The following is a 21956-nucleotide window of genomic DNA, read 5'->3' on the forward strand; positions in this document are numbered from 1 at the left end:
ATGAGCCATTACCAAATTAGCGTAATGGCTTATTTTTATACCAAACGACACGACGGGACGATATATGTCATCTATTTTTAAACTTTATTTTAAATCCAACTTACTAATCCGCATTTTGGTGGCACTCATTCTTGGGGCTATTGGTGGGCTTGTGATTGGTAATTCCCCAAGCGTGATGGCGGTGCTTGCTCCGCTTGGCGAGATTTTTGTGCGACTGTTAAAAATGATTGTTGTGCCTGTCATTGCGTCTACTTTGATTGTGGGAGCAAGCTCTATTACACCAACCCAACTTGGACGCATTGGGATTAAGACCTTAATGTATTATACGGTTACTTCATTTTTTGCGATTGTCATTGGGCTTGGTGTGGGGGCGTTGCTCAAGCCTGGCAGTGGACTCAATCTCGTGGCGGATTCTACTGTCGAAGGCAAAACCGCCGAAGCACCGACTGTCATTCAGATTTTGTTGGACATTATCCCCACCAACCCCATTGGAGCGATTTCTGGCGGTCAAGTGTTGCCAATGATTTTCTTTTGTTTGGCGTTTGGTATTGCTCTTGCCTTTGGGCGTGATAGTGATGATGAGCAGGTTAAGAAAAGCTCGGATATCGTCTATTATTTTGTCGATGGGGTTAGCCAAGCGATGTTTAAAATCGTGGGCTGGGTCATGCAGTACGCACCGATTGGCGTGTTTGCTCTGATTTTTACGGTGTTTGCTAAAAATGGGGCGGTAGCATTTGGTTCGCTTGCTAGCGTTACCTTGTCGGTTTATGTGGGGCTTGTTTTGCAAGTGGTGCTTGTATACTGTGTGATTTGTGCGTTGTTTAAGTTGTCGCCTGCTATCTTTTTGAAAAAAGTACGCCCTGCGATGATTACGGCTTTTGTTACCCGCTCATCGGGAGCGACTTTGCCTGTGTCTATCCAAGCCACGCAAAACATGGGCGTGCCAAAGTCCATTTATAGCTTTGCCTTGCCTGTTGGCTCCACGATGAACATGGACGGTACAACAGTGTATCTGGGCGTATGTGCGATTTTTATCGCCAATGCGGTGGGCGTGCCATTAGACGCAAGCCAAATGACAACCATCACACTGACGGCGGTGCTTGGGGCGATTGGTACGGCAGGCGTGCCTGGTGCTGGGGCAATTATGCTACTGATGGTGCTTGAATCTGTGGGTTTGCCTGTGGAAGCTGGCTCGGTCGTGGCGATTGCTTATGGTATGATTTTGGGGATTGATGCTCTGCTTGACATGGGTCGCACCTCAATGAATGTGGTCGGCGATGTCGCAGGGTCGGTGGTTGTCGCCAAGCAGGAAAAAACGCTTGATGAAAAGGTGTGGCAGTCCTAATCCCACTCACACCAAAACAACAAACCACCTTTTAAAATCACAAAAAAAACACCCCAAAGCCGAACCAACTTTGGGGTATTTATCAATATGGCTTACAGCGTACGTTTGACTTCGTGGATTTCGAATACTTTAGTTTTCTACTTTGAGATACCCAGCTGATTTTACTGATAAAAATTTATCAATATTTTTTAGAATATTTAATTCAAAGTCTTTATGACTTTGAAAGTTTTCAGAAATTTTTTTATCAATTGGCATATAAGATACAAAGTTTTCCATATCTTCTGGGTAGCCAAAATTAGCATATAAATTATCTATTTCCATAAACAATCTGGATAAGTTACTTTCGTATTTTCTTAAATGATAAATTATTGCAAATTTTGTTTTATCTTTCGCAATCAATATATTATCATCAAAATTTTTTGACAAATCATCTAATTGACCTAAAGCAATCAAAACCATTTCTTTTTCAAAACTATCCAACAATAGAAGATCAGTCTCATCATCATTCAAGACATTTCCAGAATTTATTTTACACACTAAATATTCATCTACAATCTTTGGATCAAATAAATTTTGTTCTATGCAAAAATATATAATAAACCAATCCAAAGGCATGTTGATTTCATTGAAAATGGAAAGTGAGTACATTTTTCTCCTATTTTAGAGGTCTTGCGTTTGGCTTCCTGTTATTTGCACATCTCCAACAAATCTGCGATGAACAACGCCTTTTGTGGGATCTGGATCAATTATCCATTCAAAAACTCCTCTTTTGCCATTAAGATAGCCTTCAATCTGATACAAATCACGCTCAACGCCATCTCCTCCTTTTAAACCGAACTTGGTTGCATTTCCTGCGTAATTATCAATAATATTGTTAAAAGCATGCAGTTCACCTGCTTTTAAAGCACTACCTAACTTGGGGCGTTTAAAACGGATTGCGATTGGGTGGTACCATAGTTTTATGTATTATAAAAATATTATAAACTACTTAATACCGCTATAACAATCATCAATATCATCTTTAAATTCAGAGAGCATTTCCAATAACTCCACTTTTACATCATTGCTTAAAACAAGTATCTCTATATTATTATAAATAAAATCATAAACACTAGATAAACCCAAAGCACCTATAATAAAAGATAATTTTTCAACATTATCAATTGACTGCAATATATTACCTAAATTCTTTAAAATCCAAATTGATAACTTATCATTTACATCATCACAGATTTTGTTATATTCATGCCACTGCACATCAGAAAGCTCATATAACTGCTCAAACAAATCATTTGAAAAATCATAAGTGATAATATCGGAAAAATTTTCAATATTTCTCATAAGACATCGTCCATTTATTGTAAGGGAATATGAGTTATATTACTTGGCTTTCTATAAAACCTGCCATCACTTCCCAATAATTTATTCCCCACTTTAATCTGTGCAGTCCACTCTCTACCCGAATTACTATTTGGATACTTTTGTGCTGCATTAACATCTGGCGAATGCCATTTAATTTCTACTTTTGTACCATTTATATCAAATGAATACTTATACCCAGCAGAAATTGTCGCTGAAGGGGCAAAAGTATTAGGAGTATCACTAGGTATCATTGCTTTGAGTACGCCTAAATCAGCCCTACCACCTTTTAAAGATTGTTTGACTGCTTCATGTGGATCATAATTTACCAAACCTGCTTGACCAGATTGTGAATTATGTGCTTGATTATGGTTGCTAGATGTTTTAAGAGGTTTATTGCTACCTGCCAACCTTTCATCAATAGGTGGCACACCTAAACTTGCACCCCCCCCCCATCACATCACTACCCCCACCCACTCCTTTGGGTAGCCCCGCCCTAGCTCCTACTGCTGTTGTGCCAACATTAATGCCAAGTTGGGTGGTTTGTGCAGAATTTGGGTTGTTTGCCGTATAAAGCTGACTTACTCTTTGATTTCTGTGGTTAATACAGAATGGATGCTTTTAGGAAGTTGTAAAAAAGCATTCCATGCAATCAATACACTCTTAAACATGGATAAAGAACAGCTTAAATCAGGCCAGCCATCTTCTTCGTCAAATTCGTTATGGTAAAAGGTAACTTTCTCGGCAGAAATTTTCCACTCAAATCCCTGACCTGCCCCCCAAAAAACCTCGTTAGGATTATTTTCAGCTTGGCAAATCAAATCTAAATTTTCATCTATATCTTTCTTTAAATAAAGATCTCCAGTCATAACATAAATTAGGTATTCGTATATTTTGGGATTATGAATTCTATTACCATTTTCATCTACGAATGCGCATGAACTCCACACATCATGATTGCCTTGTTGTCGATAAAAACATTTAAAAATATATTTATGTCTCATATAAATCTCCTAACTATTCATCATAAACAGGAAATGCTGTACCTTTTGGAGTAGTGTACCCTCGTATCAAAACGCCAGAATCTGACCTACCCTCCCATTTATCACCATCAACCTGTCTACTCTCCCACGCCGATGTTACCTCACTTCTAATTCTCGCTTCATCCCAATGAGCAGGAAACATGGAGTGGTTGGTCATGGGTCTGAATATACCTCAAGTTTGATAAATTTTGTAACAAATCCAGCAGACCATAACATTGCAATATGCAATAGATGTTATTTGATAACGCACAACATGTCTTGCAACAGTAAGTAGTTCATAATCTTGATTGTTCATTTTTATCCTCATCATTTTGTTGAATATCCCAATGAATATACACCCCTACATTACCCAAACATATCTTTTTTAAATTTTCTTAATGATAGCACCACACAGGGGACAAGGATAAAGTAATGAAAATATAAAAGAATAATAATCCAACTATAAAACATAAAACGATATAGCACAGGATAGTCAGATACGTTCACCAAAAAACTCAAACCAAAATGTACCGCCAAATAAAAGAAGTATTTAAACATTCTCTTCTTTTCTACTTCAAGGTCTATTGTAATTTTTGACATTCTTTAATCTCCTTTTTGCAAGCTAATATGGAAGCGCCTACACCAAAACCAGTTTTGACTCCTCCTCCAACTGATGTTGAACCATCTATTCCCACAGAGCCAGATAAACCGCCACCATAACCGATGGTTGGTGTTCCGCCAGTCGCCGTAACAGACCAACTGCTACTATTTTCTGTGAGCATACCTGTATTTCCATGCACGCTGGCACCAACAGAAACTTCCGCCATCGGACCGATACCGATACAAGCCGTGTCTGTTTTGCATACATTTCCACTAGTATCTCTTGCATAACCAGAGGACATTTGTCCAATCACACCCAGTCCAGCAGTATATCCGATTTCCAATTCGCGATTCACCCTAAGATTAATCAAATCATCGATTGGTTTTGGGTATTGACCATTATCATCTAGATCGCCAAAATCAGTTGGTCTTGGGCGTTCTGAATATCTGTCATTACGAGATTTTCGCTGTGGTTTGTCTTGATTCTCAAAATCATAGCCATAAGGTGCACGATGTTCATTCGGCTGTGCTTGTTCTCTGCGATCCAAGTACGCCTGATGGAGCCAAACACGATCTTGTGGCGATAGATTAAGATTGTCTAGCTGGTCAATGAAATAATTGCGCGCTCTGATTTCAGGTAGGATTTCGGTAAAGGCATGATTTTTTGTGCCATCACGGCTATTCTTGCTGATGGTGCGAAAGGCAGCTGAGCCTGAATAGTCACCCTTTTTCTGTACGCCATTTGTGGTTAAATGACCGGCAATTTGGATAGAACCATCAGACTCTGCATGTGCTTTTATTTTATCAGCCCAACTCTCCCATTTTGGGGTATGCCCCAAGACACTTTCTATTTCGTTGTAGGCACGCTGACTGTATATTGTGTAACCGTGTGTTCTGTCTTGCTCGCCAACTTCTTGAATGTATAATCTTGCCCCATATTCATAGGCATTGTTGTTTTTAAAGAATTGCTCAGAATTTGTTGGTAGTTTAGATAATTGTATAGGATTTGGTAGGATTAATCTACCATTTTCATCGATCTTGGGCGGTGGTAGTGAGTTTGCAAATGAGGTTGGCGATAAACTAATGATGAATGAGAATATTGCAAAAGCACTTAATAAACGTATGAAATAAAACATATCATGCCTCGCTTAATACGGCATGACATCAGCAAAATCCACCATTAAGGGGTCGGCAGGCTGTACGGTCTTTTTGATGCGATAAGGTCCCATCCAAAAGGCGTATTTTTCCTTATAGGTGGCTTCATAACTGCTGGTTTGGGGGTGTATTAATAGGCTGTTTTGGGTTTTGTCTATGGCAAAGTATTCTAGCTTGGTTTGTGCTTTTAGTGTTTCTGCATTATAAATATGAGCTTCGGTACGACTTCTGATTGTGCCAAACACATCGACATTGACAAACACATGAGCGTCGGCTTGTTGGTTGGGTACAATCTCAATACCCCGTAAAAAGAACATGGTGTGAATCAGATTGCTTAAAAATGAGCCGTCTTCAAGGTTGGCAAACATGGTATCGTTGCGATACTCTCCCATACCATTGATGTTAAGCCCGAGTTGACCGCGTTCACTACGACCATCATTATTGGTATTACTATAACTTGGGGCGTTTAAAACGGATTGCGATTGGGTGGTGCCTGTGATATCACCACTTTGTGTTTGTGCAAGTGTTTGGTAGGTAGGATAGGTATGGGCTGTACGCGTGGTGGGTAAGTTGGCGTATTCTCCACGTATGAGTGCATCGATAGAATAACGTCCACCCAACATCGTACCCGAACCTTCATGTCCTATGGTGGATACATATAAAGCGACCTTTTTGCCTTTTAGAGCAGACAAATCCATGTCTTTAACGGTCGCACGCGATGAGGCCGATACCAGTTCTTGTTCAATGGCAAAACGCTTACCGCCGCCATGAGAGGGAATGCCTGTGAGTGTGCCACAGGCGGTTAATAATACCCCTACCATTGATAGTAAAAATAGATTTTTCATAATGTTATGGGTAACAACAAGTCTTATTTAGATAACATCCCCATTGTATCAAAACAAAAAACGGATTGGCAAGTGAAAATTTGGTGTATATAAATTTTTAAGTCAACTGCAATCAACACTTCTATTTGTATGGCTCAAAAAACACCCCAAAGCCGAACCAACTTTGGGGTATTTATCAATATGGCTTACAGCGTACGTTTGACTTCGTGAATCTCAAATACTTCAATCAAGTCGCCCACCGCCACTTCATAGCCTTTAACAGCAAGACCGCACTCCATACCAGCCTTAACCTCAGTAACGTCGTCCTTATAGCGACGAAGTGATTGAAGCTGACCTGTAAAGATGACCTTATCATCACGCAATACACGGATTGGCTTGTTGCGATAAATCGTACCTTCTTGTACCATACAGCCTGCCGCCGCCCCAAACTTACTAGAACGGAACACTTCACGTACCTCAGCAATACCCAAAATCTGCTCACGGTGTTCAGGGGCAAGCATACCACTCATCGCCATCTTGACATCATCAATCAGACCATAAATGACGCTATAATAACGAATGTCAAGCCCTGCCTCGTCCGCTTTACGTTTGCCTGCGTTATCCGCACGCACGTTAAAGCCAAGCAAGACCGCCTCGCTAGACTCTGCCAAAATCACATCAGACTCGGTAATAGCACCCACGCCAGAGCTGATGACACGCACCTTAACTTCATCGGTAGACAACTCGTCCAATGCTCCAAGCAAAGCTTCTAGCGAACCACGCACATCTGTTTTTAGGATAATATTGAGTGTAGCCGCCTCTTCTTTACCTAGACTGTCGAACATGTTTTCAAGACGCATTTTGTTTTGGCGTTCCAAGACACGCTCACGCTCACGGGCAATGCGAAAATCCGCCACTTCACGAGCTTTTTTCTCATCAGAGACCACCAAGAATTCAGAACCTGCCATAGGAGCGTCAGGCAAGCCCAAAATCTCCACAGGAATTGATGGTCCTGCTGATTTAATGCGTTGACCGTTTTCGTCCGTCATGGCACGCACTTTACCGTAGAACTCGCCCGCCAGTACTAGGTCGCCTTGATTTAGCGTACCTTTTTTGACCAGCAAACTTGCCACCACACCACGTCCTTTATCAAGACGAGACTCAATTACCACGCCCTGAGCAGCACCATCGATGGGGGCGGTAAGCTCCATGATTTCTGCGTGAATACTGATGGTTTCTAATAGCTCATCAATGCCCATGCCAGTTTTTGCAGAAACCTTAACCAATGAAGTGTCGCCACCCCACGCTTCGGTAATGATTTCTTTGACAGAAAGCTCGTTTAGCACACGTTCAGGGTCTACCGTATCTTTGTCCATCTTATTCATAGCAATGATAATCGGTACACCAGCGGCACGGGCGTGGTCGATTGCTTCCTCAGTCTGTGGCATCACGCCATCATCGGCCGCCACAACAATCACCACAATGTCAGTCGCTTGTGCCCCACGAGAACGCATGGCGGTAAAGGCAGCGTGTCCAGGTGTATCCAAGAATGTAATCACGCCTCTATCGGTGGTAACGTGATAAGCACCGATGTGCTGGGTAATACCGCCCGCTTCACCACTGGCAACCTTAGTTTCACGAATCTTATCAAGAAGTGAGGTTTTGCCGTGGTCAACGTGCCCCATGATGGTAACGACAGGCGGACGGGTTTGGACGTTGCCTTGTCGCTCGCTGGCAGCTTCGTGCAGGTCATCTTCTAACTGAGTATCGCTAACTGCAATAAAATTATGCCCGAACTCTTCAATCACTAGTGCTGCTGTCGTTTGGTCGATGACATCACTTTCACGTGCCATTTCACCCATTTTCATGAGTGATTTGATGACCTCGCGGACTTTGACCGCCATTTTTTGGGCAAGGTCAGACACGACGATAGACTCGCCCACTTCAACATCGTGGATGATTTTTTCAACAGGCATTTCAAATTTATGCTTGTTTGCCTGAGAGGATTTTAAGGCGCGGGATTTGGTTTTGATTTCAAGCTCTTCTTTACCTTTTTTCTTGGCGGTCTTGCCACGAGCATTGGCACTACCACCGCCACGCTTAATCTCACGGCGTTCTTGCTCAAAGGATTCCTCTAACGCTGCACCCACCAAGCCCTTAGCAAGCGGTTCGTCTTTGCGTACCACCGCCACAGGAGCGTCTTCTTTGTCGCTATAACGGCTCGCCATTTGTTTCATTTGTTCAAGCGTACGCTTTTGGGCTTCTTCGGCAAGCTTACGGCGATTCTCTGCCTCGATTTCACGCAGTTTTTGCTCCTCAGCTTCACGAGCCTTACGAGCCTCTTTATCGGCAGGGCTTTCGGTTTTGGCAGGGGCTTTTTTGGGTTTGTCCGCCTTTGCAACATCTCCTTTTTTGACCACGCTGGCTGTTACCACGCTGTCAGAAGCCTCTTCTTCTTTTTTGGCTTTTTTCACCACCACAGAAGCGGTAGCAGTTTGAGTGGATTTTTGGCTAGCACCACTATTGGCACGCATGGAGGCAAGCACCGCCTCTTGTTGCTCTTGGGCTTGTTTTTTCTTACGTTCTTCTTCTTGCTTGACTGCCAACTCTTTTAAACGAGCCTCTTCAGCAAGGCGTGCCTTTTCAGCAATCTCTTCAGCGATTTTGTCAGTATCAGGTTTGACAAAGACTTTTTTCTTGGATTTGACAACATTAATGTTTTTGGCTTTACCGCTGGTGTCTGTGATTTTGGCGGTGGCGGTGGTTTTGGTTTTTAGACTGATGCGAGATTTTTGGGTTTGTCCATGACTTTGTTGTAAAAATACAAGCAGTTGTTCTTGCTCGCTGTCACTAACAAGGTCATTTTCGCTTTGTTTTTGAAGTCCTGCCTCTCTAAGCTGGGTAAGCAAAGTTTCGGAGGTTTTGTTGGATAGTTTTGCCAACGCTTTGACGGTTTTTTCTGCCATAATATTACCTAATTGATGAATTTGACACGGGGCGGTTGGTGCAATGAAACCGCCCACGCCTTGCCAAATTCCCATCGGTCTTTGGCAAAAAATTTAATGAGTTGGCGTACTCATTGCGATACGCCTAGATAAATTGCACGCATGGTTATTCAAACCACGATTTGCGAGCGTTCATAATCAGCTCGCCGGCCAGTTTACTGTCCAAGCCCTCAATATCATCAATATCAAAGACAGCTTGCTCTGCCAAATCATCGAGCGTTAGTACATCACGTTCAGCCAGCTTATAAGCGATGGCGGTCGTCATACCCTCTAATGCCAAAAGCTCAGCACTAGGCTCTTTAATGTTTTGTTGCTTAATGAGTTCATCGCTGATAACGACTTCTTTGGCACGCTCTTGAATCATGCTAATGGCTTCATCATCAAGCCCTTCAATGTCATAGAAAGTCTCAGCAGGGACGTACGCCACTTCTTCGATGGTGGTAAAACCAATCTCAGCCAGTGCCTCCGCCAAATCTCTGTCCACTTCCAGACGCTCATAAAACAGATTGATGATTGCCTCAGATTCGCTCTTTTGGCGTTCGGCATATTCTGATTCGAGCATCATGTTGAGCTTGTAGCCTGTCAAATCAGACGCAAGGCGGACGTTTTGCCCTTGTGAGCCGATGGCGCGAGCCAACTGGTCGTTGGTAGCAAAAATAATGTCAGCCGTGCGATTATCCTCATCTAGCACAATACTAGATACGTCGGCAGGTTCTAGCGAGCTGATGATGTACTGAGCAGGGTCATCGCTCCATACCACGACATCAATGCGCTCACCGTCAAGCTCGCTTTGTACCGCTTGGATACGAGTGCCGCGCATGCCGATACACGCTCCAACAGGGTCAATGCGTCCATCGCCCGTCTTGACGGAAATTTTGGCACGCAACCCCGGTAGACGAGCCACATCACGAATCTCAATGATGCCCTCACTAATCTCGGGTACTTCTTTTGACATAAGTGCAATCAGCATGTCATTGCTGGCACGAGACAACACAAGCTGACTACCACGCCCATCACGATTGACTTTGGATAAAATAGAGGTAACACGGCTTTTTGGACGAAGTATTTCACGTGGCAGAGCTTGATCTTTGGCAAGATAGCCTTCTGCTCCATCGCCCAAATCAATCACATAGCCGTCACGACTTGCTTTTTTGACTTCGCCTGTAATAAGCTCGCCCACACGTGCCTCAAAAGCGTCTGCTATCAGCGAACGCTCCGCCTCACGGATTTTTTGAATGATGACCTGCTTGGCTTGGGTAGCAGCGATACGACCAAATTCGATAGACTCGATTTGTTCTTCGACAATGTCGCCAATCTGGTACTCATTTTCGTCCAAATCACTAATGGCAAGCTGACACGCTGGCATTTCGTGGTCTTCGTCCGCCACTACTGTCCAGTAGCGGTAAGTATCATAATCGCCTGTTTTACGGTCGATTGCCACACGTAGGGCAACTTCTGGCTGTTCGGTATAAACCTTCTTTTTGGTTGAAAAAACAAGAGCTTGCTCAATCGCACCAAAAATATCCTCAGGGTCTAACCCTTTTTCGTTACTGACGGTCTCTACAACGGTCAAAATTTCACGACTCATTTGTTATCCTCAGGCATAAATTAATAAAATAAACACGGCAATTTGCCAGTAAAACTTGGTAAACTTAGGGCATTTAGTCTTGGTACACCAAATGAGCCTTATCGACATTATCAAAAGCAATGTCAAATTCTAGCTTATCATCAGTAAGCACCGTCATGCCAAAATCGCCCACTTGGATAAGACGCCCCACCACCTTACGGCGTTTGGCATCGCCTTGACCGATGGCATGAATCAAACGCAGATTGACGACTTCGCCAACAAAACGCCCCACCTGCTCTGGGGTAAAGAGCGGACGGTCAAAACCAGGGCTTGACACTTCAAGTATGTATTCGCCTGCAATCGGGTCATGCACATCAAGCACGCCTGAGACTTGGTGGTTTACCGCCGAGCAATCCTCGATGGTTACGTGTTCGCCACGTTCACGAGCCTCTGGCAATGCTTCGATATAAACACGCAACAAGGAGCGACGACCCTGTGGCATAAATTCAATCCCCCAAAGTTCCACATCGCACGCACTCACGGCAGGGGCGATGATTTGGGTAAGTTCAGCAATCTTGCTAGATGGTTTCATTTTGGCTTGATTTATCCTATCATTTAAAACGAAGTTATCAACGTGTACATGCATTAACCATGCACGCCTTGATAAGCTACTTTTGGCAAGTTTTAAATACAAAAAAACCCACAAAACAAGTTGGTGGGCTAATGATTATTTGCTCGCCGATGTCTTACTTAGCATTTGAAATAAGACACCTTATGTTATTTATTTTTAAAATATCATAAGGATTTAAAAGTGGTAGCGGGGGCTGGATTTGAACCAACGACCTTCGGGTTATGAGCCCGACGAGCTACCAGACTGCTCCACCCCGCATCAATTTAGGATTGCCATTATAGCAAAAATTTGGGTATTGTCAAGAAAATTTTTAAAAATAAATAAAAAAATTCAAACTTAAATAAATGGGAAAGCCCCAATCAATGAGGCTAGCAACTACCAATCCTGCGGTACTATTTGAGAGAGCCAAACTAGACCCCATTCTAATTCGGTAGCCGTCTATGTCATCAAAGCAAATTTCATGGCTATCCAGTACGGAGTACAACCATTGTTGAAATTACCTTAAAAACACGGTTCTCATGACTACCAGGAAAGTGAATGAGAACATTCCACAAGCTTTATACAGCAAAGCAACATTGTTTGTATATTGGAACAAACACCGATGTTGCCTACCAAAAACAACATCATTGGTGCGAACGGAGGGACTTGAACCCTCACGCCGTGAAGCACTACCCCCTCAAGATAGCGTGTCTACCAATTCCACCACGTTCGCAAGTGGCGTGCATTATAGCCGAAGCATTTTTAATTTTCAAGTGTTTTTTGTGCATTTTGCAAAATTGGCAGGGGTGTATCTTTGCCAAAATGCACTTCAACGGTCAGTTTGGGGACATCGCCCAGCACCTGATGACAGATTTGTAAGATGTGCTCAGGGGTGAGCCATGTGATTTGGCTGTTTGGGTTTGGGTTGTCATCACCGATGAGTAAAGCTGACCCCAATATCGCCACACGCCTTAGTCCCTTGTATCGCATGAGGTTGTAAATTTGTGGTTTTAAACCCACCAGACACCGCTCAAACATTCGTACGCTAATGGGGTGTTTGGGGGATTTTTGAGCGATGATATTGGCGATGTATTCTGCCCTGTTTGTCTGTACGCCAAGCCCTGTCAGTTGCTTGGTAAGCGTATGTATCCACACATCGCCCACATTGAGCTCGCCTGCCACCGCTTTTTTATGATACTCATCATAATTGTCCAAAAACTGACTTTTACAGCGTGCCGCCACAGGGTGAAAAATGTTGCCATCAGCACTCATCGGTAGCACCAAAAGCTGAGCCTTTGACTGCAAAAATGGCTCATGAGTCGCCCACATCATAGCATCTCAACAGGTGGCACGGCAGAGGCTGACACGCTGGGCGGTTCTTGGTGAATGGTGGTTGACGGCTCGTGGTCGCTCTTGTCTTTTTCATGTTTATCGCCTTGTTGTTCATCGTGATGACGAACATCGCTCGTGCTATGGATAATAAAAGGCGATAGGCACAGCTCACACATGATTTTCCCCAAAAATAAAAGCATTATAAAGACAAAATCCCAAAAACACAATATAATAAGCCACCCACCTTTTGGCAGGCAATCATGAAACCCAAGTTCCCCAAACAAAAACAGCCCCACCCCACTCCCATCACGCTCACCATCACCGCCCTCACCCATGACGGACGTGGGGTGGCGACCTATGATGAGACACAGGGCGATAAGGCAGGTAAAAAGGTTTTTGTGAGTTTTGCCCTGCCTGATGAGACCGTCCAAGCCACACTCACCCACAGCAAAAAATCCTTTGACGAAGCTGACACCGCCCACCTCATCAGCCCAAGTCCACACCGCACCGCCCCCATTTGTCGGCATTTTGGGGTGTGTGGTGGTTGCACCTTACAGCATTTTGATGTGGACGAACAGCTCAAACACAAACAATCTGTTTTACAAAACCACCTCACCAAAGCAGGACTTGCCCCCGATGTCTGGCTAACACCCATCATCGGTGAGCGGACACATTACCGCACCAAAGCCCGTTTGGGAGTGCGATATTTGCCAAAGGCGGATAAACTCATCGTGGGATTTCGTGAGCGGGCGAGCAACTTTTTGACCGATATTGACACTTGTCCGATTTTGGACAAAGCGGTCAATGATACCTTGCCAAACCTGAAAGCCACTTTATCTGCCTTAAAGGGTAAAAACGACATTACCCACCTAGAAATCGCCGTTGGTGAAAATATGGGTCAAAGCGATTTGCCCCGTGTCGCCCTTATCGTCCGCCACGTCAAACCCTTGTCCAGCAAAGACACCGCCCAGCTCATTGGCTTTGGCAAATCAGTCCATTGGCAGATTTTTTTGCAACCGCATGGAGCGGACAGCATTCACCGCATTGATGAGACGGATACAACCAAGCTACCCATGAGCCACACCACACCACCGACAGGCGGACTATTTTATCAGTTGCCTGATTTTGGCTTGACCCTGCAAAGTAGCCCGACCGATTTTACGCAGGTGAATTTATCGGTAAATAGACAAATGGTCAAGTTGGCATGTGATTTGTTGGATTTACAACAGGGTGAGCGGGTGCTGGATTTGTTTTGTGGGCTGGGTAATTTTAGCCTAGCCATGGCAAAACTGGTGGGCGACACAGGTCGTGTGGTGGGCGTAGAGGGCTCATCGGACATGGTTGAGCGTGCCAAGATGAATGCAACTGATAATGGACTTGCCAACACCACCTTTTACGCCCAAGATTTGACCCAAGATTTCTCAGGTGAGACATGGGTGGGCGAGGTGGACGCCCTACTCATCGACCCACCACGCACAGGAGCGTGGGAAGTGATGAATTATCTGGGTAAATTCAACGCCAGCCGTATCGTCTATGTCTCATGCGACCCTGCCACACTTGCCCGTGACAGCATACGCCTCGCCGAGCAGGGTTATCGGCTGACGCACGCAGGGGTCATGGACATGTTTTGCCATACGGGGCATGTGGAGAGTATTGCACGGTTTGAGAGGGTTTAGATCAACTCCAAAAAACCTTGATTATCAAGACAAAATCAGCCAATGGTACGCCCCCCCCCCCCCTTTTTTTTCATTTTTATGGTTTTTATTTAGTTTAGTTTATTATGATTTTAATATACCTCCACACTCAAAAAGTGCCACAAATTCACTTAATACCCAATCCATTAACAATAAGATAACCTATTGACATCATTAGATAAATACGAAAATTTATTCGCCTTATTTGGTCTGGCGACTGTATTAAATCTCCACTATTGTGGATATATATTTTAAAACAAAAACGCTGCCCATAAAAAACCCATCAAAAAGATGGGCTTGGTAACTTGATGAGGTTATTTGTCCAGTTTGGCACTGATTTCACGCAACAGTAGCACTTCTTCTGATGGTTCTGCTGGGGCTTCTGGCTCGGCTTCGGCTTGTTTGCGCATTTTATTCATGCCTTTAACCATCATAAAGATGATAAACGCCAAAATTACAAAGTTAATTAATACCGTGATAAAACTACCGTACGCAAGCATAGGCACGCCAGCTTCTTTTAGGGCATCATAGGTCATCGCCACGCCCTCTGGTGCTTCGCCCAACGTGATAAACATGTTTTTAAAGTCAATGTCGCCACCAACAATAAACGACACAATCGGCATAATCACATCTTCAACCAAAGAGGTGGTAATTTTACCGAATGCACCGCCGATGATGACACCGACAGCCAAATCCATCACGTTGCCTTTGAGGGCAAATTCTTTAAATTCTTGGATAATACTCATAAAAAACTCAAATGGAGGTTAAAAAGTCGCTCATTTTAATCACTTTTACCACATAAAACAATCATTTTTACAATACGCAACAATTTTATTGTGTTATATTACAATTCACAAGATGGCTTCTGATAATTACCCATTAATCACGTCTATATGACAACAGCACATCAAACACATGTTTGGCTAGCACACCTATCGCCACTCCCATAACAATGCAGATGATTAGCACCCACAATTTTAAATCAAAAGACCCAAATCCACTACCAGCCCACATAACAAGAAACCAAGCTACAATCAGCCATACACATGTCATCGTACCAAAATACAGTATACGCATCCACCACCTCTTGGAGTGGCGAAAATACAAAACACAGAAAGTAAATATGACCCAAAAGGCTATGCAAGCTGGCACACCATACCTTAAAGGCATGCCAGGTGCCAAAAAAGCAATGCCCCCTATTGCTATAAGTGGCATAAGACACCACAACAATACACAGTTTAACCAATACGGCAAAAACGTAAATAAGTAAACACTGCACGACATGTGATTATCTATTTTTGAACTTACGGTATTGTTCTGGTGTGATGGGGTGCAAGATACTTTCTTTCCACCCACCAATGATATCGTATGACACACCATCAGGATTCCATTCTCCCCACGGAGAATTTATATTAAACAAATTGTAAGGATCAGTAAACCTATCATGAACATCATAATAGATGTCGCCTTTTAGGTAGTATCCATTTCCGATTTGCACCACGCCACCTTCAAATCTCCCCGACAAGGTAAAACCACCAATCCCCCATTCAGCACTCCCTATATCCTGCCAATAATCCCCAGGATAGGCATTACGAAAGTCTCTGCTACCGCCCAAAACTTGGTTGATAAAATCCCCTTGCACACTACGACCATTCTTTTTGCCCAATGTGTTGGGTGTTACTACTAATTTTCACACCCTTTGAGTCATTGCAAGGTCATCTAGGGTACGAGTTTTGCCCGCCCCTTCTTGATAGTAATCATACAAGTCCCAAGCAGTTAAGCCATCTAACAGCTTCTCTTGCTCAGTATAAATAATGCAATCACTTCGTGGATAAGCCACACACAGGCATACAAAGCCCTTTTGGATTTGTCCATCATTTAAGGACATCTGTTCGCTTTGGTCTACCTCGCCACTCTTTAGTCTACCCACACAGCTTGTATAGGTACCATTGCGACACGCATAGGGCAATTCAAAACCAATCTTATCCGCCCTATTTAAAATCGTCTCATCATCAGAACAATCAAAAGAAATCTCTCTCTCCTACTTGGTGCAATCAAGTGTATTCGATACGCCGTCATTTCCGCTCCCTCTATATGCCTTGTTTTATTATACAACAAAAAACCACAAAACACTTGGTATTTTGTGGTTTCATTTGATTTAATCAGCTTTTTTACGACCAAAACGTTTGCGGTCGTTTTCTGTCAAATATTTTTTGCGGATACGGATAGATTTTGGTGTTACTTCTACAAGTTCATCGTCTTCAATGAATTCTAGGGCTTGCTCCAACGTGTATTCTAGGGCAGGCGTTAGAATGATCGCATCGTCTGAACCTGATGCACGAATGTTGGTCAGCTGTTTTGCCTTAGTGGGGTTTACCACCATATCATCGCCACGAGCGTTGATGCCGACAATCATGCCCTCATACACTTCAAGCTGTGGCTTGGCAAATAGGCGACCACGCTCTTGCAAGCTAAACAGAGCATAGCCCAAGCACGTGCCTGTTACCATCGAAATGAGTACGCCGTTTTGGCGTTTGGCAACTGACCCTTCTTTCATCGGACCATAGTGGCTAAAACTAGATGTCATAATCCCAGTACCAGAGGTCATCGTCAAAAATTCTGAACGAAAACCAATCAAACAACGAGATGGCACGGTCGCTTCAATACGGATACGACCCTTGCCGTCCACTTCCATGTTAGTCAGCTCGCCTTTGCGGTTACCCATCTCTTGCATGACCGCCCCTTGATGTTGTTCCTCAACGTCAAAAGTAACGTTTTCAAAGGGTTCGCACTTAACGCCATCAATTTCCTTGATGATGACCTCAGGACGAGACACACCAAGCTCAAAGCCCTCACGTCTCATGTTTTCAATGAGTACCGACAAGTGCAGTTCGCCACGCCCAGACACCTTAAATTTGTCAGGACTGTCAGTATCCTCCACTCTCAACGCCACGTTGTGAATAAGTTCACGGTCAAGGCGTTCACGGATATTGCGAGAGGTAACAAATTTACCCTCTTTACCTGCAAAGGGGCTGTCGTTTACTTGGAAAGTCATCGATACGGTTGGCTCGTCCACGCTAAGTGGTGGCAACGCCTCGACTTCTTTGGGGTCGCACAACGTGTCCGAGATATTCAGGTTATCAATGCCTGTGATACACACGATGTCGCCAGCAGATGCACTGTCTACGTCCACACGCTCCAAGCCATGATAGCCCATGATTTTTAGGATACGACCGTTACGCTTATTGCCGTCTTTATCAACCACCACCACAGGGGTATTTGTCTTGACACTACCACGCTGAATGCGACCCACGCCAATCACGCCCACAAAGCTGTTGTAGTCTAGTGATGAGATTTGCATTTGAAACGCACCGTCTGCGTCCACTTTTGGTGGTTCAACAATGTCCACAATCGTCTCAAAAAGTGGAGTCATGTCAGGGGCAAGGTTATTCGCTTCACGCCCTGCAATGCCGTTAATGCCTGAGGCATAGACAATGGGGAAATCAAGCTGTTCGTCCGTACCGCCCAAATTGTCAAATAAATCAAACACTTGATCAATGACCCAATCGGCACGGGCAGCGGGTTTGTCAATCTTATTGATAATAACAATCGGCTTTAAGCCACGAGCAAAGGCTTTTTGGGTAACAAAGCGAGTTTGTGGCATTGGACCTTCTTGGCTATCCACCAAAAGTAGTACGCAATCCACCATCGATAATACACGCTCAACTTCGCCACCAAAGTCGGCGTGTCCGGGGGTGTCCACGATGTTAATGCGGTATTCGATGCCTGAGCGTTTATCCGTCCATTTGATGGCGGTGTTTTTGGCAAGAATGGTAATACCACGCTCACTTTCTAGGGCATTGGAGTCCATGACTCGCTCAATCTCGCCCGCACGTTCGCCCAAAGCACCAGACTGCTGTAAAAGTTTATCTACCAGCGTGGTTTTGCCATGGTCAACGTGAGCGATGATGGCGATGTTGCGTAGGTGTTGAATGTTGTTTGACATAAAAACTCAAAAAATTGGGGGCATGAAAAATCTACACTAAGCCTAAACGCACAATATTAATTTTGGGCGTACAATTTAAAAAATTAGACCATGTTGATTTGTCAATACACAAAAGAACAAATAGAAAACGCACCATTATAGCACAAATTTTACCCAAAACCCATGATTTTACACAAAATAAAAACCACCCAAATAGGGTGGCTTTTATCAATCATAAAGATTATTTGGTTTCAACAACGCTAGTTACCTTAGCACCTTGAATTACAGCATAAACACGACGGTTTAGAGCTTTGTTTTCGTTGGTGTCGTTAGGTGCGATTGGGCGGTCGAAGCCATAACCTACCGCAGATAGACGGTTAGGTGCGATACCGAACTCGTTAGAAAGCATAGATTTCACAGCGTTTGCACGAGCTTCTGATAGACGTTGGTTGTAACGAGCGTTAGAACGTTTGCTGTCTTTAGAAGCGTGACCTTCGATGGCAGCAGTTGCGTTCGGGAATTCACGCATTTTTTCAGCAACCTTAGCAACTTCTTCACGGAATTGTGGTTTGATGTTTGACTTATCACGGTCAAAGAATACACGTAGTTCCATGCGTAGCTCTTCGCTGATTTGACGCTCAACTGGGCAACCACGAGCATCAACCACTACATTGCGTGGTGTACCTGGGCAAGCATCTAGGTGGTCAGCAACACCGTCCATGTCGCTATCAACAACCACATCTTCAATGATTTGAACAGGGGCAACAGGCTCAACAACAGGAGCAACAACCGCAGGAGCAGCTTTACCTAGACGACCGCCTAGTGTTACTTCAAGACCTGCTAGGGCTTGACCTTCCCACCATTCGTTATCGAAGTTGTGAACACCACGTACTTCGCCACGCACAGCAAGAGCGTCATTGATTAGGTAACGAGCACCCAGACCGATGTTACCGATGGTGTCTTTTGACTCAGCAACTTCTGTACCTGCTGGTACTAGCTCGCCTGCACCGTTAGCAGAGTTTGCAAGTGCAAGAGTGTTATAAGCAACTTGGTTTTCTACGCTGTATTTAGCTTGACCACCACCGATAAGCACATATGGCTTGAACTTGCTGTTGGTGTAGCCTGTGAATTGGTCTAGACCAATTAGGAAGTTACCAGAGATGATTTCTTCTTTGGCATCAAAAGTGTTCGCTGGGTCTAGGCTAGCTGAGTGCTTAGAAGCCTTAGCTTCGGTGTCAGTAATGCCGTATTCTACTTGGAACTGGGTAGCAGGAGTTAGTTCAACACCCAATGCAAGACCAGTGTATAGGTCACTTTCTAGGGCAACGCCACCGTTACGTGGGTTAGCGGTGTCAGATGGGTTGGCGGTGTTGTTTAGCTGTTTGCCAGTATGGAAAACGCCACGTTGTTTGTCGTGGGCTTCGTCTTGGTATTGATAACCAACGAGTGGAGTTACGGTAACGCCAGCAGAAGCAGCGGTCGCAACGGTAGCAAGTACCGCTAGGGTAATTTTGTTAAGTTTCATAATTCCTCCAAAGGATGATTTGATAAAGTCAAACACAAGACATATCCCACTTAGTTTCACACACAACACACTCATCAGCATGACATAAATAAATTAAAAGTAGGATAAGCCTAGACTATCACTTTGTATTTTAACATTAAGCCTAAATGTTTTTCAATAAAAAATTTAACTTTCTGCCAAATTATGACAATAGCTTAACGACAAAATGTGATTTTGACAACCGATTTTTGAGCAAAGATACAGTTTATTACATAAAGTCTGATAAATTTTACAATAAATATCTGCAACACTCATTAACCCAAACAAGCGTTTTTCATGTTTTTCACCGCCTCAAAAAGTCCCACAAACACACTATCAGCAATGATACTATGACCGATATTAAGTTCATGAACGCCTTCAATTTGGGCGATGGGAGCAACATTGTCCACCGTTAAGCCATGCCCTGCATTGACGATAAAGTCAGGATTTTGTGATAGAGCAAACGCCACGCCTGCCTTTACTCGTTCTAACTCATGGGAGATTTTATCTTTATCGCCATCAAGCCAGCTCTCAGCATACGCCCCTGTATGAATCTCAATGGCATTTGCCCCCAATTCAATCGCTTTGGCGATTTGGGTGGTGTCAGGGTCAATAAAGAGCGAGACTTTAATGCCTGAGTTTTGTAAGTCTTTGATAAACTTAGGTAATTTTTCATTGTTGATGACATCAAGCCCACCTTCGGTGGTTACTTCTTGGCGTTTTTCGGGGACAAGACACACCCACGCTGGACGGACATCGGTCGCGATGGCAAGCATTTCATCGGTTACCGCCATTTCTAGGTTCATCGGCACACTTATCGCCTGTTTCATTGCATAGACATCAACGTCTTTGATGTGCCGTCTGTCCTCACGCAAATGCAAGGTAATGCCGTCCGCCCCTGCCTGCTCACAAATCAATGCTCCTTTAATAGGGCAAGGATAGTCCACGCCCCGAGCGTTGCGAAGGGTGGCGATGTGGTCAATATTTACGCCAAGTCTGGGGGTATTCATCATTTTTTCCTTTTAATTAACGGTATTTTAACTGCTCCGCCCATAATTTTCGGCTGTTTAAGGGTTTATAGTCCAGCAAAAAATCAATCAATTGGCGGTGGATTTGCCCCAGTAGCATCAAATCAGGGCTTAAAATTGCCTCGCCCATCATACCAATGGGGGTTTTGACAAAGCCTTGATTGAGGGTAAATTGATAATGGGTGGTCGGCTCTATGGCTTGCCCCAAATTGTCCGTTTGCCAATCAATACTGACCCCCAGTTCATCAAACAAACTGGTTTCAAAATCACGCAAAATCCGCTTAATGGCAGTCAAATCATTGGCTTTTTGTAAATCTGACACACTTTTTTGATAAGCACACCAAAGCGAAGGGCAAGGGTTTTCAAGAGCAATGAGCTTACAAATCAGCTCATTTAGGTACAAAAGTGCGTACTGACTTTGTCCAAATGATGGCGATGATAAGGTGGATTTTGGGTGAATTTGGCTAAAATTTTTGAGCGAGTTTTTACCACCAACAAAAAGTTCAAGCACCACAAAAGATGGCAATCCGTGCTTACCTACGCCATGCACCACACCCCATTCTTTGCTAAAAAACTGATAAATCGCCCTTTTTTCTTGGTAAGGGCGAGAATGGATAATAAAGCCTGTTAAAAGGGTGGGGGTCATTGTTTGTCAAAAACCACTTTTTGATAAATCTCATCAACTTTTAAAGTGAAATTGATACTGTCCAGCAAAATTTCATCGCCATTTTGATACATTTGGTCAGACCACCGCCCAAATTTGCCACGCCGATACACGATAATTTGTGCCTTTGTTTGCTCAATCAACAAAATCTCGCTAATGGACGGACAGTTTTTATAACGCACCAATTTTTTGACATCATTTTCACGATTGCTAGAAAAAATCT

At 43.8% G+C, this 21956-nt stretch carries 23 protein-coding genes and 2 tRNA genes; 3 read left to right on the forward strand and 22 right to left on the reverse strand.

Going from position 1 to position 21956, the window contains the following annotated elements; all coding sequences use genetic code 11:
• Positions 1 to 64: 64 nt before the first annotated feature.
• A complete protein-coding gene (locus tag Q4B79_RS06230) occupies positions 65 to 1345 on the forward strand; it encodes a dicarboxylate/amino acid:cation symporter (protein ID WP_303085564.1) in 1281 nt (426 codons plus the stop codon).
• A gap of 129 nt (positions 1346 to 1474) precedes the next feature.
• Here Q4B79_RS06230 and Q4B79_RS06235 read toward each other — a convergent pair whose 3' ends face one another.
• The 3 genes from Q4B79_RS06235 to Q4B79_RS06245 form a co-directional block, all read right to left on the reverse strand.
• The gene (locus Q4B79_RS06235; protein ID WP_303085565.1) at positions 1475 to 1993 is read right to left on the reverse strand and encodes a DUF2247 family protein; all 519 of its coding nucleotides are present in this window, start codon (positions 1991 to 1993) and stop codon (positions 1475 to 1477) included.
• Between the two features lie 336 nt (positions 1994 to 2329).
• The gene (locus Q4B79_RS06240) at positions 2330 to 2686 is read right to left on the reverse strand and encodes a hypothetical protein (RefSeq protein WP_303085566.1); all 357 of its coding nucleotides are present in this window, start codon (positions 2684 to 2686) and stop codon (positions 2330 to 2332) included.
• A gap of 14 nt (positions 2687 to 2700) precedes the next feature.
• Entirely contained in the window at positions 2701 to 3135 is a 435-nt protein-coding gene (locus Q4B79_RS06245) for a hypothetical protein (protein ID WP_303085567.1), read from the reverse strand.
• A gap of 8 nt (positions 3136 to 3143) precedes the next feature.
• Between Q4B79_RS06245 and Q4B79_RS06250 the strand changes: the two genes are divergently transcribed.
• Entirely contained in the window at positions 3144 to 3278 is a 135-nt protein-coding gene (locus tag Q4B79_RS06250; protein WP_303085568.1) for a hypothetical protein, read from the forward strand.
• A gap of 7 nt (positions 3279 to 3285) precedes the next feature.
• Here the strand turns inward: Q4B79_RS06250 and Q4B79_RS06255 are convergent, their stop codons facing one another.
• From Q4B79_RS06255 to Q4B79_RS06305, 11 genes are all read right to left on the reverse strand, one after another.
• Positions 3286 to 3708: a hypothetical protein gene (locus tag Q4B79_RS06255; RefSeq protein ID WP_303085569.1), complete on the reverse strand. Its 423-nt coding sequence runs from the start codon at positions 3706 to 3708 to the stop codon at positions 3286 to 3288.
• Between the two features lie 13 nt (positions 3709 to 3721).
• Complete coding sequence (locus Q4B79_RS06260) at positions 3722 to 3904, reverse strand: EndoU domain-containing protein (protein WP_303085570.1); 183 nt, start codon at positions 3902 to 3904, stop codon at positions 3722 to 3724.
• 403 nt (positions 3905 to 4307) lie between these two features.
• A complete protein-coding gene (locus tag Q4B79_RS06265; protein WP_303085571.1) occupies positions 4308 to 5462 on the reverse strand; it encodes a hypothetical protein in 1155 nt (384 codons plus the stop codon).
• 12 nt (positions 5463 to 5474) lie between these two features.
• Positions 5475 to 6326, reverse strand: a complete 852-nt coding sequence (locus Q4B79_RS06270; RefSeq protein WP_303085572.1) for a hypothetical protein — start codon at positions 6324 to 6326, stop codon at positions 5475 to 5477.
• A gap of 185 nt (positions 6327 to 6511) precedes the next feature.
• Positions 6512 to 9271: a translation initiation factor IF-2 gene (infB, locus tag Q4B79_RS06275; protein WP_303085573.1), complete on the reverse strand. Its 2760-nt coding sequence runs from the start codon at positions 9269 to 9271 to the stop codon at positions 6512 to 6514.
• A 145-nt stretch (positions 9272 to 9416) separates the two neighbouring features.
• Positions 9417 to 10898 (reverse strand): transcription termination factor NusA, encoded by a 1482-nt coding sequence (gene nusA / locus Q4B79_RS06280; RefSeq protein WP_303085574.1) that lies wholly within the window; start codon positions 10896 to 10898, stop codon positions 9417 to 9419.
• 73 nt (positions 10899 to 10971) lie between these two features.
• Positions 10972 to 11469 carry a ribosome maturation factor RimP gene (gene rimP, locus Q4B79_RS06285; protein ID WP_303085575.1) on the reverse strand — a complete coding sequence of 166 codons (498 nt, stop codon included), beginning with the start codon at positions 11467 to 11469 and terminating at the stop codon, positions 10972 to 10974.
• 220 nt (positions 11470 to 11689) lie between these two features.
• A tRNA-Met gene (locus Q4B79_RS06290) sits at positions 11690 to 11766 on the reverse strand.
• 369 nt (positions 11767 to 12135) lie between these two features.
• A tRNA-Leu gene (locus Q4B79_RS06295) sits at positions 12136 to 12220 on the reverse strand.
• Positions 12221 to 12249: 29 nt separating this feature from the next.
• Positions 12250 to 12819 (reverse strand): hypothetical protein, encoded by a 570-nt coding sequence (locus Q4B79_RS06300; RefSeq protein WP_303085576.1) that lies wholly within the window; start codon positions 12817 to 12819, stop codon positions 12250 to 12252.
• Positions 12816 to 12995, reverse strand: a complete 180-nt coding sequence (locus Q4B79_RS06305; RefSeq protein ID WP_303085577.1) for a hypothetical protein — start codon at positions 12993 to 12995, stop codon at positions 12816 to 12818. Before Q4B79_RS06305 ends, Q4B79_RS06300 begins: the two co-directional genes overlap by 4 nt.
• 84 nt (positions 12996 to 13079) lie before the next feature.
• On the opposite strand from Q4B79_RS06305, the gene rlmD reads away from it, so the two are divergent.
• Entirely contained in the window at positions 13080 to 14495 is a 1416-nt protein-coding gene (rlmD, locus tag Q4B79_RS06310) for a 23S rRNA (uracil(1939)-C(5))-methyltransferase RlmD (protein ID WP_303085578.1), read from the forward strand.
• 332 nt (positions 14496 to 14827) lie between these two features.
• Here the strand turns inward: rlmD and mscL are convergent, their stop codons facing one another.
• From mscL to Q4B79_RS06350, 8 genes are all read right to left on the reverse strand, one after another.
• A complete protein-coding gene (gene mscL, locus Q4B79_RS06315) occupies positions 14828 to 15259 on the reverse strand; it encodes a large conductance mechanosensitive channel protein MscL (RefSeq protein ID WP_303085579.1) in 432 nt (143 codons plus the stop codon).
• A gap of 542 nt (positions 15260 to 15801) precedes the next feature.
• Positions 15802 to 16179 carry a hypothetical protein gene (locus Q4B79_RS06320; protein WP_303085580.1) on the reverse strand — a complete coding sequence of 126 codons (378 nt, stop codon included), beginning with the start codon at positions 16177 to 16179 and terminating at the stop codon, positions 15802 to 15804.
• Positions 16180 to 16203: 24 nt separating this feature from the next.
• Positions 16204 to 16545: a 2Fe-2S iron-sulfur cluster-binding protein gene (locus Q4B79_RS06325; RefSeq protein WP_303085586.1), complete on the reverse strand. Its 342-nt coding sequence runs from the start codon at positions 16543 to 16545 to the stop codon at positions 16204 to 16206.
• Positions 16546 to 16671: 126 nt separating this feature from the next.
• On the reverse strand, positions 16672 to 18519 hold the full coding sequence (gene typA, locus Q4B79_RS06330; RefSeq protein ID WP_303085581.1) for a translational GTPase TypA: 1848 nt from the start codon (positions 18517 to 18519) through the stop codon (positions 16672 to 16674).
• 220 nt (positions 18520 to 18739) lie between these two features.
• Positions 18740 to 20023 (reverse strand): OmpA family protein, encoded by a 1284-nt coding sequence (locus Q4B79_RS06335; protein ID WP_303085582.1) that lies wholly within the window; start codon positions 20021 to 20023, stop codon positions 18740 to 18742.
• Positions 20024 to 20316: 293 nt separating this feature from the next.
• Entirely contained in the window at positions 20317 to 21051 is a 735-nt protein-coding gene (locus Q4B79_RS06340) for a pyridoxine 5'-phosphate synthase (protein WP_303085583.1), read from the reverse strand.
• 16 nt (positions 21052 to 21067) lie between these two features.
• Complete coding sequence (locus tag Q4B79_RS06345) at positions 21068 to 21715, reverse strand: DNA repair protein RecO (RefSeq protein WP_303085584.1); 648 nt, start codon at positions 21713 to 21715, stop codon at positions 21068 to 21070.
• Positions 21712 to 21956: Uma2 family endonuclease (locus Q4B79_RS06350; RefSeq protein ID WP_303085585.1), on the reverse strand; the 245-nt coding region annotated here is incomplete at its 5' end. The genes Q4B79_RS06350 and Q4B79_RS06345, both read right to left, overlap by 4 nt.

Origin of the sequence: Moraxella sp., assembly GCF_030525845.1 — a bacterium.
Classification (GTDB): Bacteria; Pseudomonadota; Gammaproteobacteria; order Pseudomonadales; family Moraxellaceae; genus Moraxella.

Excerpts from the sequence above, each read along its gene's own strand:
- rimP (WP_303085575.1), bottom strand. The coding sequence starts at position 11,469 with ATGAAACCATCTAGCAAGATTGCTGAACTTACCCAAATCATCGCCCCT.
- Q4B79_RS06230 (WP_303085564.1), top strand. The coding sequence starts at position 65 with ATGTCATCTATTTTTAAACTTTATTTTAAATCCAACTTACTAATCCGC.
- infB (WP_303085573.1), bottom strand. The coding sequence starts at position 9,271 with ATGGCAGAAAAAACCGTCAAAGCGTTGGCAAAACTATCCAACAAAACC.
- Q4B79_RS06255 (WP_303085569.1), bottom strand. The coding sequence starts at position 3,708 with ATGAGACATAAATATATTTTTAAATGTTTTTATCGACAACAAGGCAAT.
- Q4B79_RS06265 (WP_303085571.1), bottom strand. The coding sequence starts at position 5,462 with ATGTTTTATTTCATACGTTTATTAAGTGCTTTTGCAATATTCTCATTC.
- mscL (WP_303085579.1), bottom strand. The coding sequence starts at position 15,259 with ATGAGTATTATCCAAGAATTTAAAGAATTTGCCCTCAAAGGCAACGTG.
- Q4B79_RS06240 (WP_303085566.1), bottom strand. The coding sequence starts at position 2,686 with ATGAGAAATATTGAAAATTTTTCCGATATTATCACTTATGATTTTTCA.
- rlmD (WP_303085578.1), top strand. The coding sequence starts at position 13,080 with ATGAAACCCAAGTTCCCCAAACAAAAACAGCCCCACCCCACTCCCATC.
- Q4B79_RS06300 (WP_303085576.1), bottom strand. The coding sequence starts at position 12,819 with ATGATGTGGGCGACTCATGAGCCATTTTTGCAGTCAAAGGCTCAGCTT.
- Q4B79_RS06235 (WP_303085565.1), bottom strand. The coding sequence starts at position 1,993 with ATGTACTCACTTTCCATTTTCAATGAAATCAACATGCCTTTGGATTGG.
- Q4B79_RS06305 (WP_303085577.1), bottom strand. The coding sequence starts at position 12,995 with ATGTGTGAGCTGTGCCTATCGCCTTTTATTATCCATAGCACGAGCGAT.
- nusA (WP_303085574.1), bottom strand. The coding sequence starts at position 10,898 with ATGAGTCGTGAAATTTTGACCGTTGTAGAGACCGTCAGTAACGAAAAA.
- Q4B79_RS06345 (WP_303085584.1), bottom strand. The coding sequence starts at position 21,715 with ATGACCCCCACCCTTTTAACAGGCTTTATTATCCATTCTCGCCCTTAC.
- Q4B79_RS06260 (WP_303085570.1), bottom strand. The coding sequence starts at position 3,904 with ATGACCAACCACTCCATGTTTCCTGCTCATTGGGATGAAGCGAGAATT.
- Q4B79_RS06340 (WP_303085583.1), bottom strand. The coding sequence starts at position 21,051 with ATGAATACCCCCAGACTTGGCGTAAATATTGACCACATCGCCACCCTT.
- Q4B79_RS06270 (WP_303085572.1), bottom strand. The coding sequence starts at position 6,326 with ATGAAAAATCTATTTTTACTATCAATGGTAGGGGTATTATTAACCGCC.
- typA (WP_303085581.1), bottom strand. The coding sequence starts at position 18,519 with ATGTCAAACAACATTCAACACCTACGCAACATCGCCATCATCGCTCAC.
- Q4B79_RS06335 (WP_303085582.1), bottom strand. The coding sequence starts at position 20,023 with ATGAAACTTAACAAAATTACCCTAGCGGTACTTGCTACCGTTGCGACC.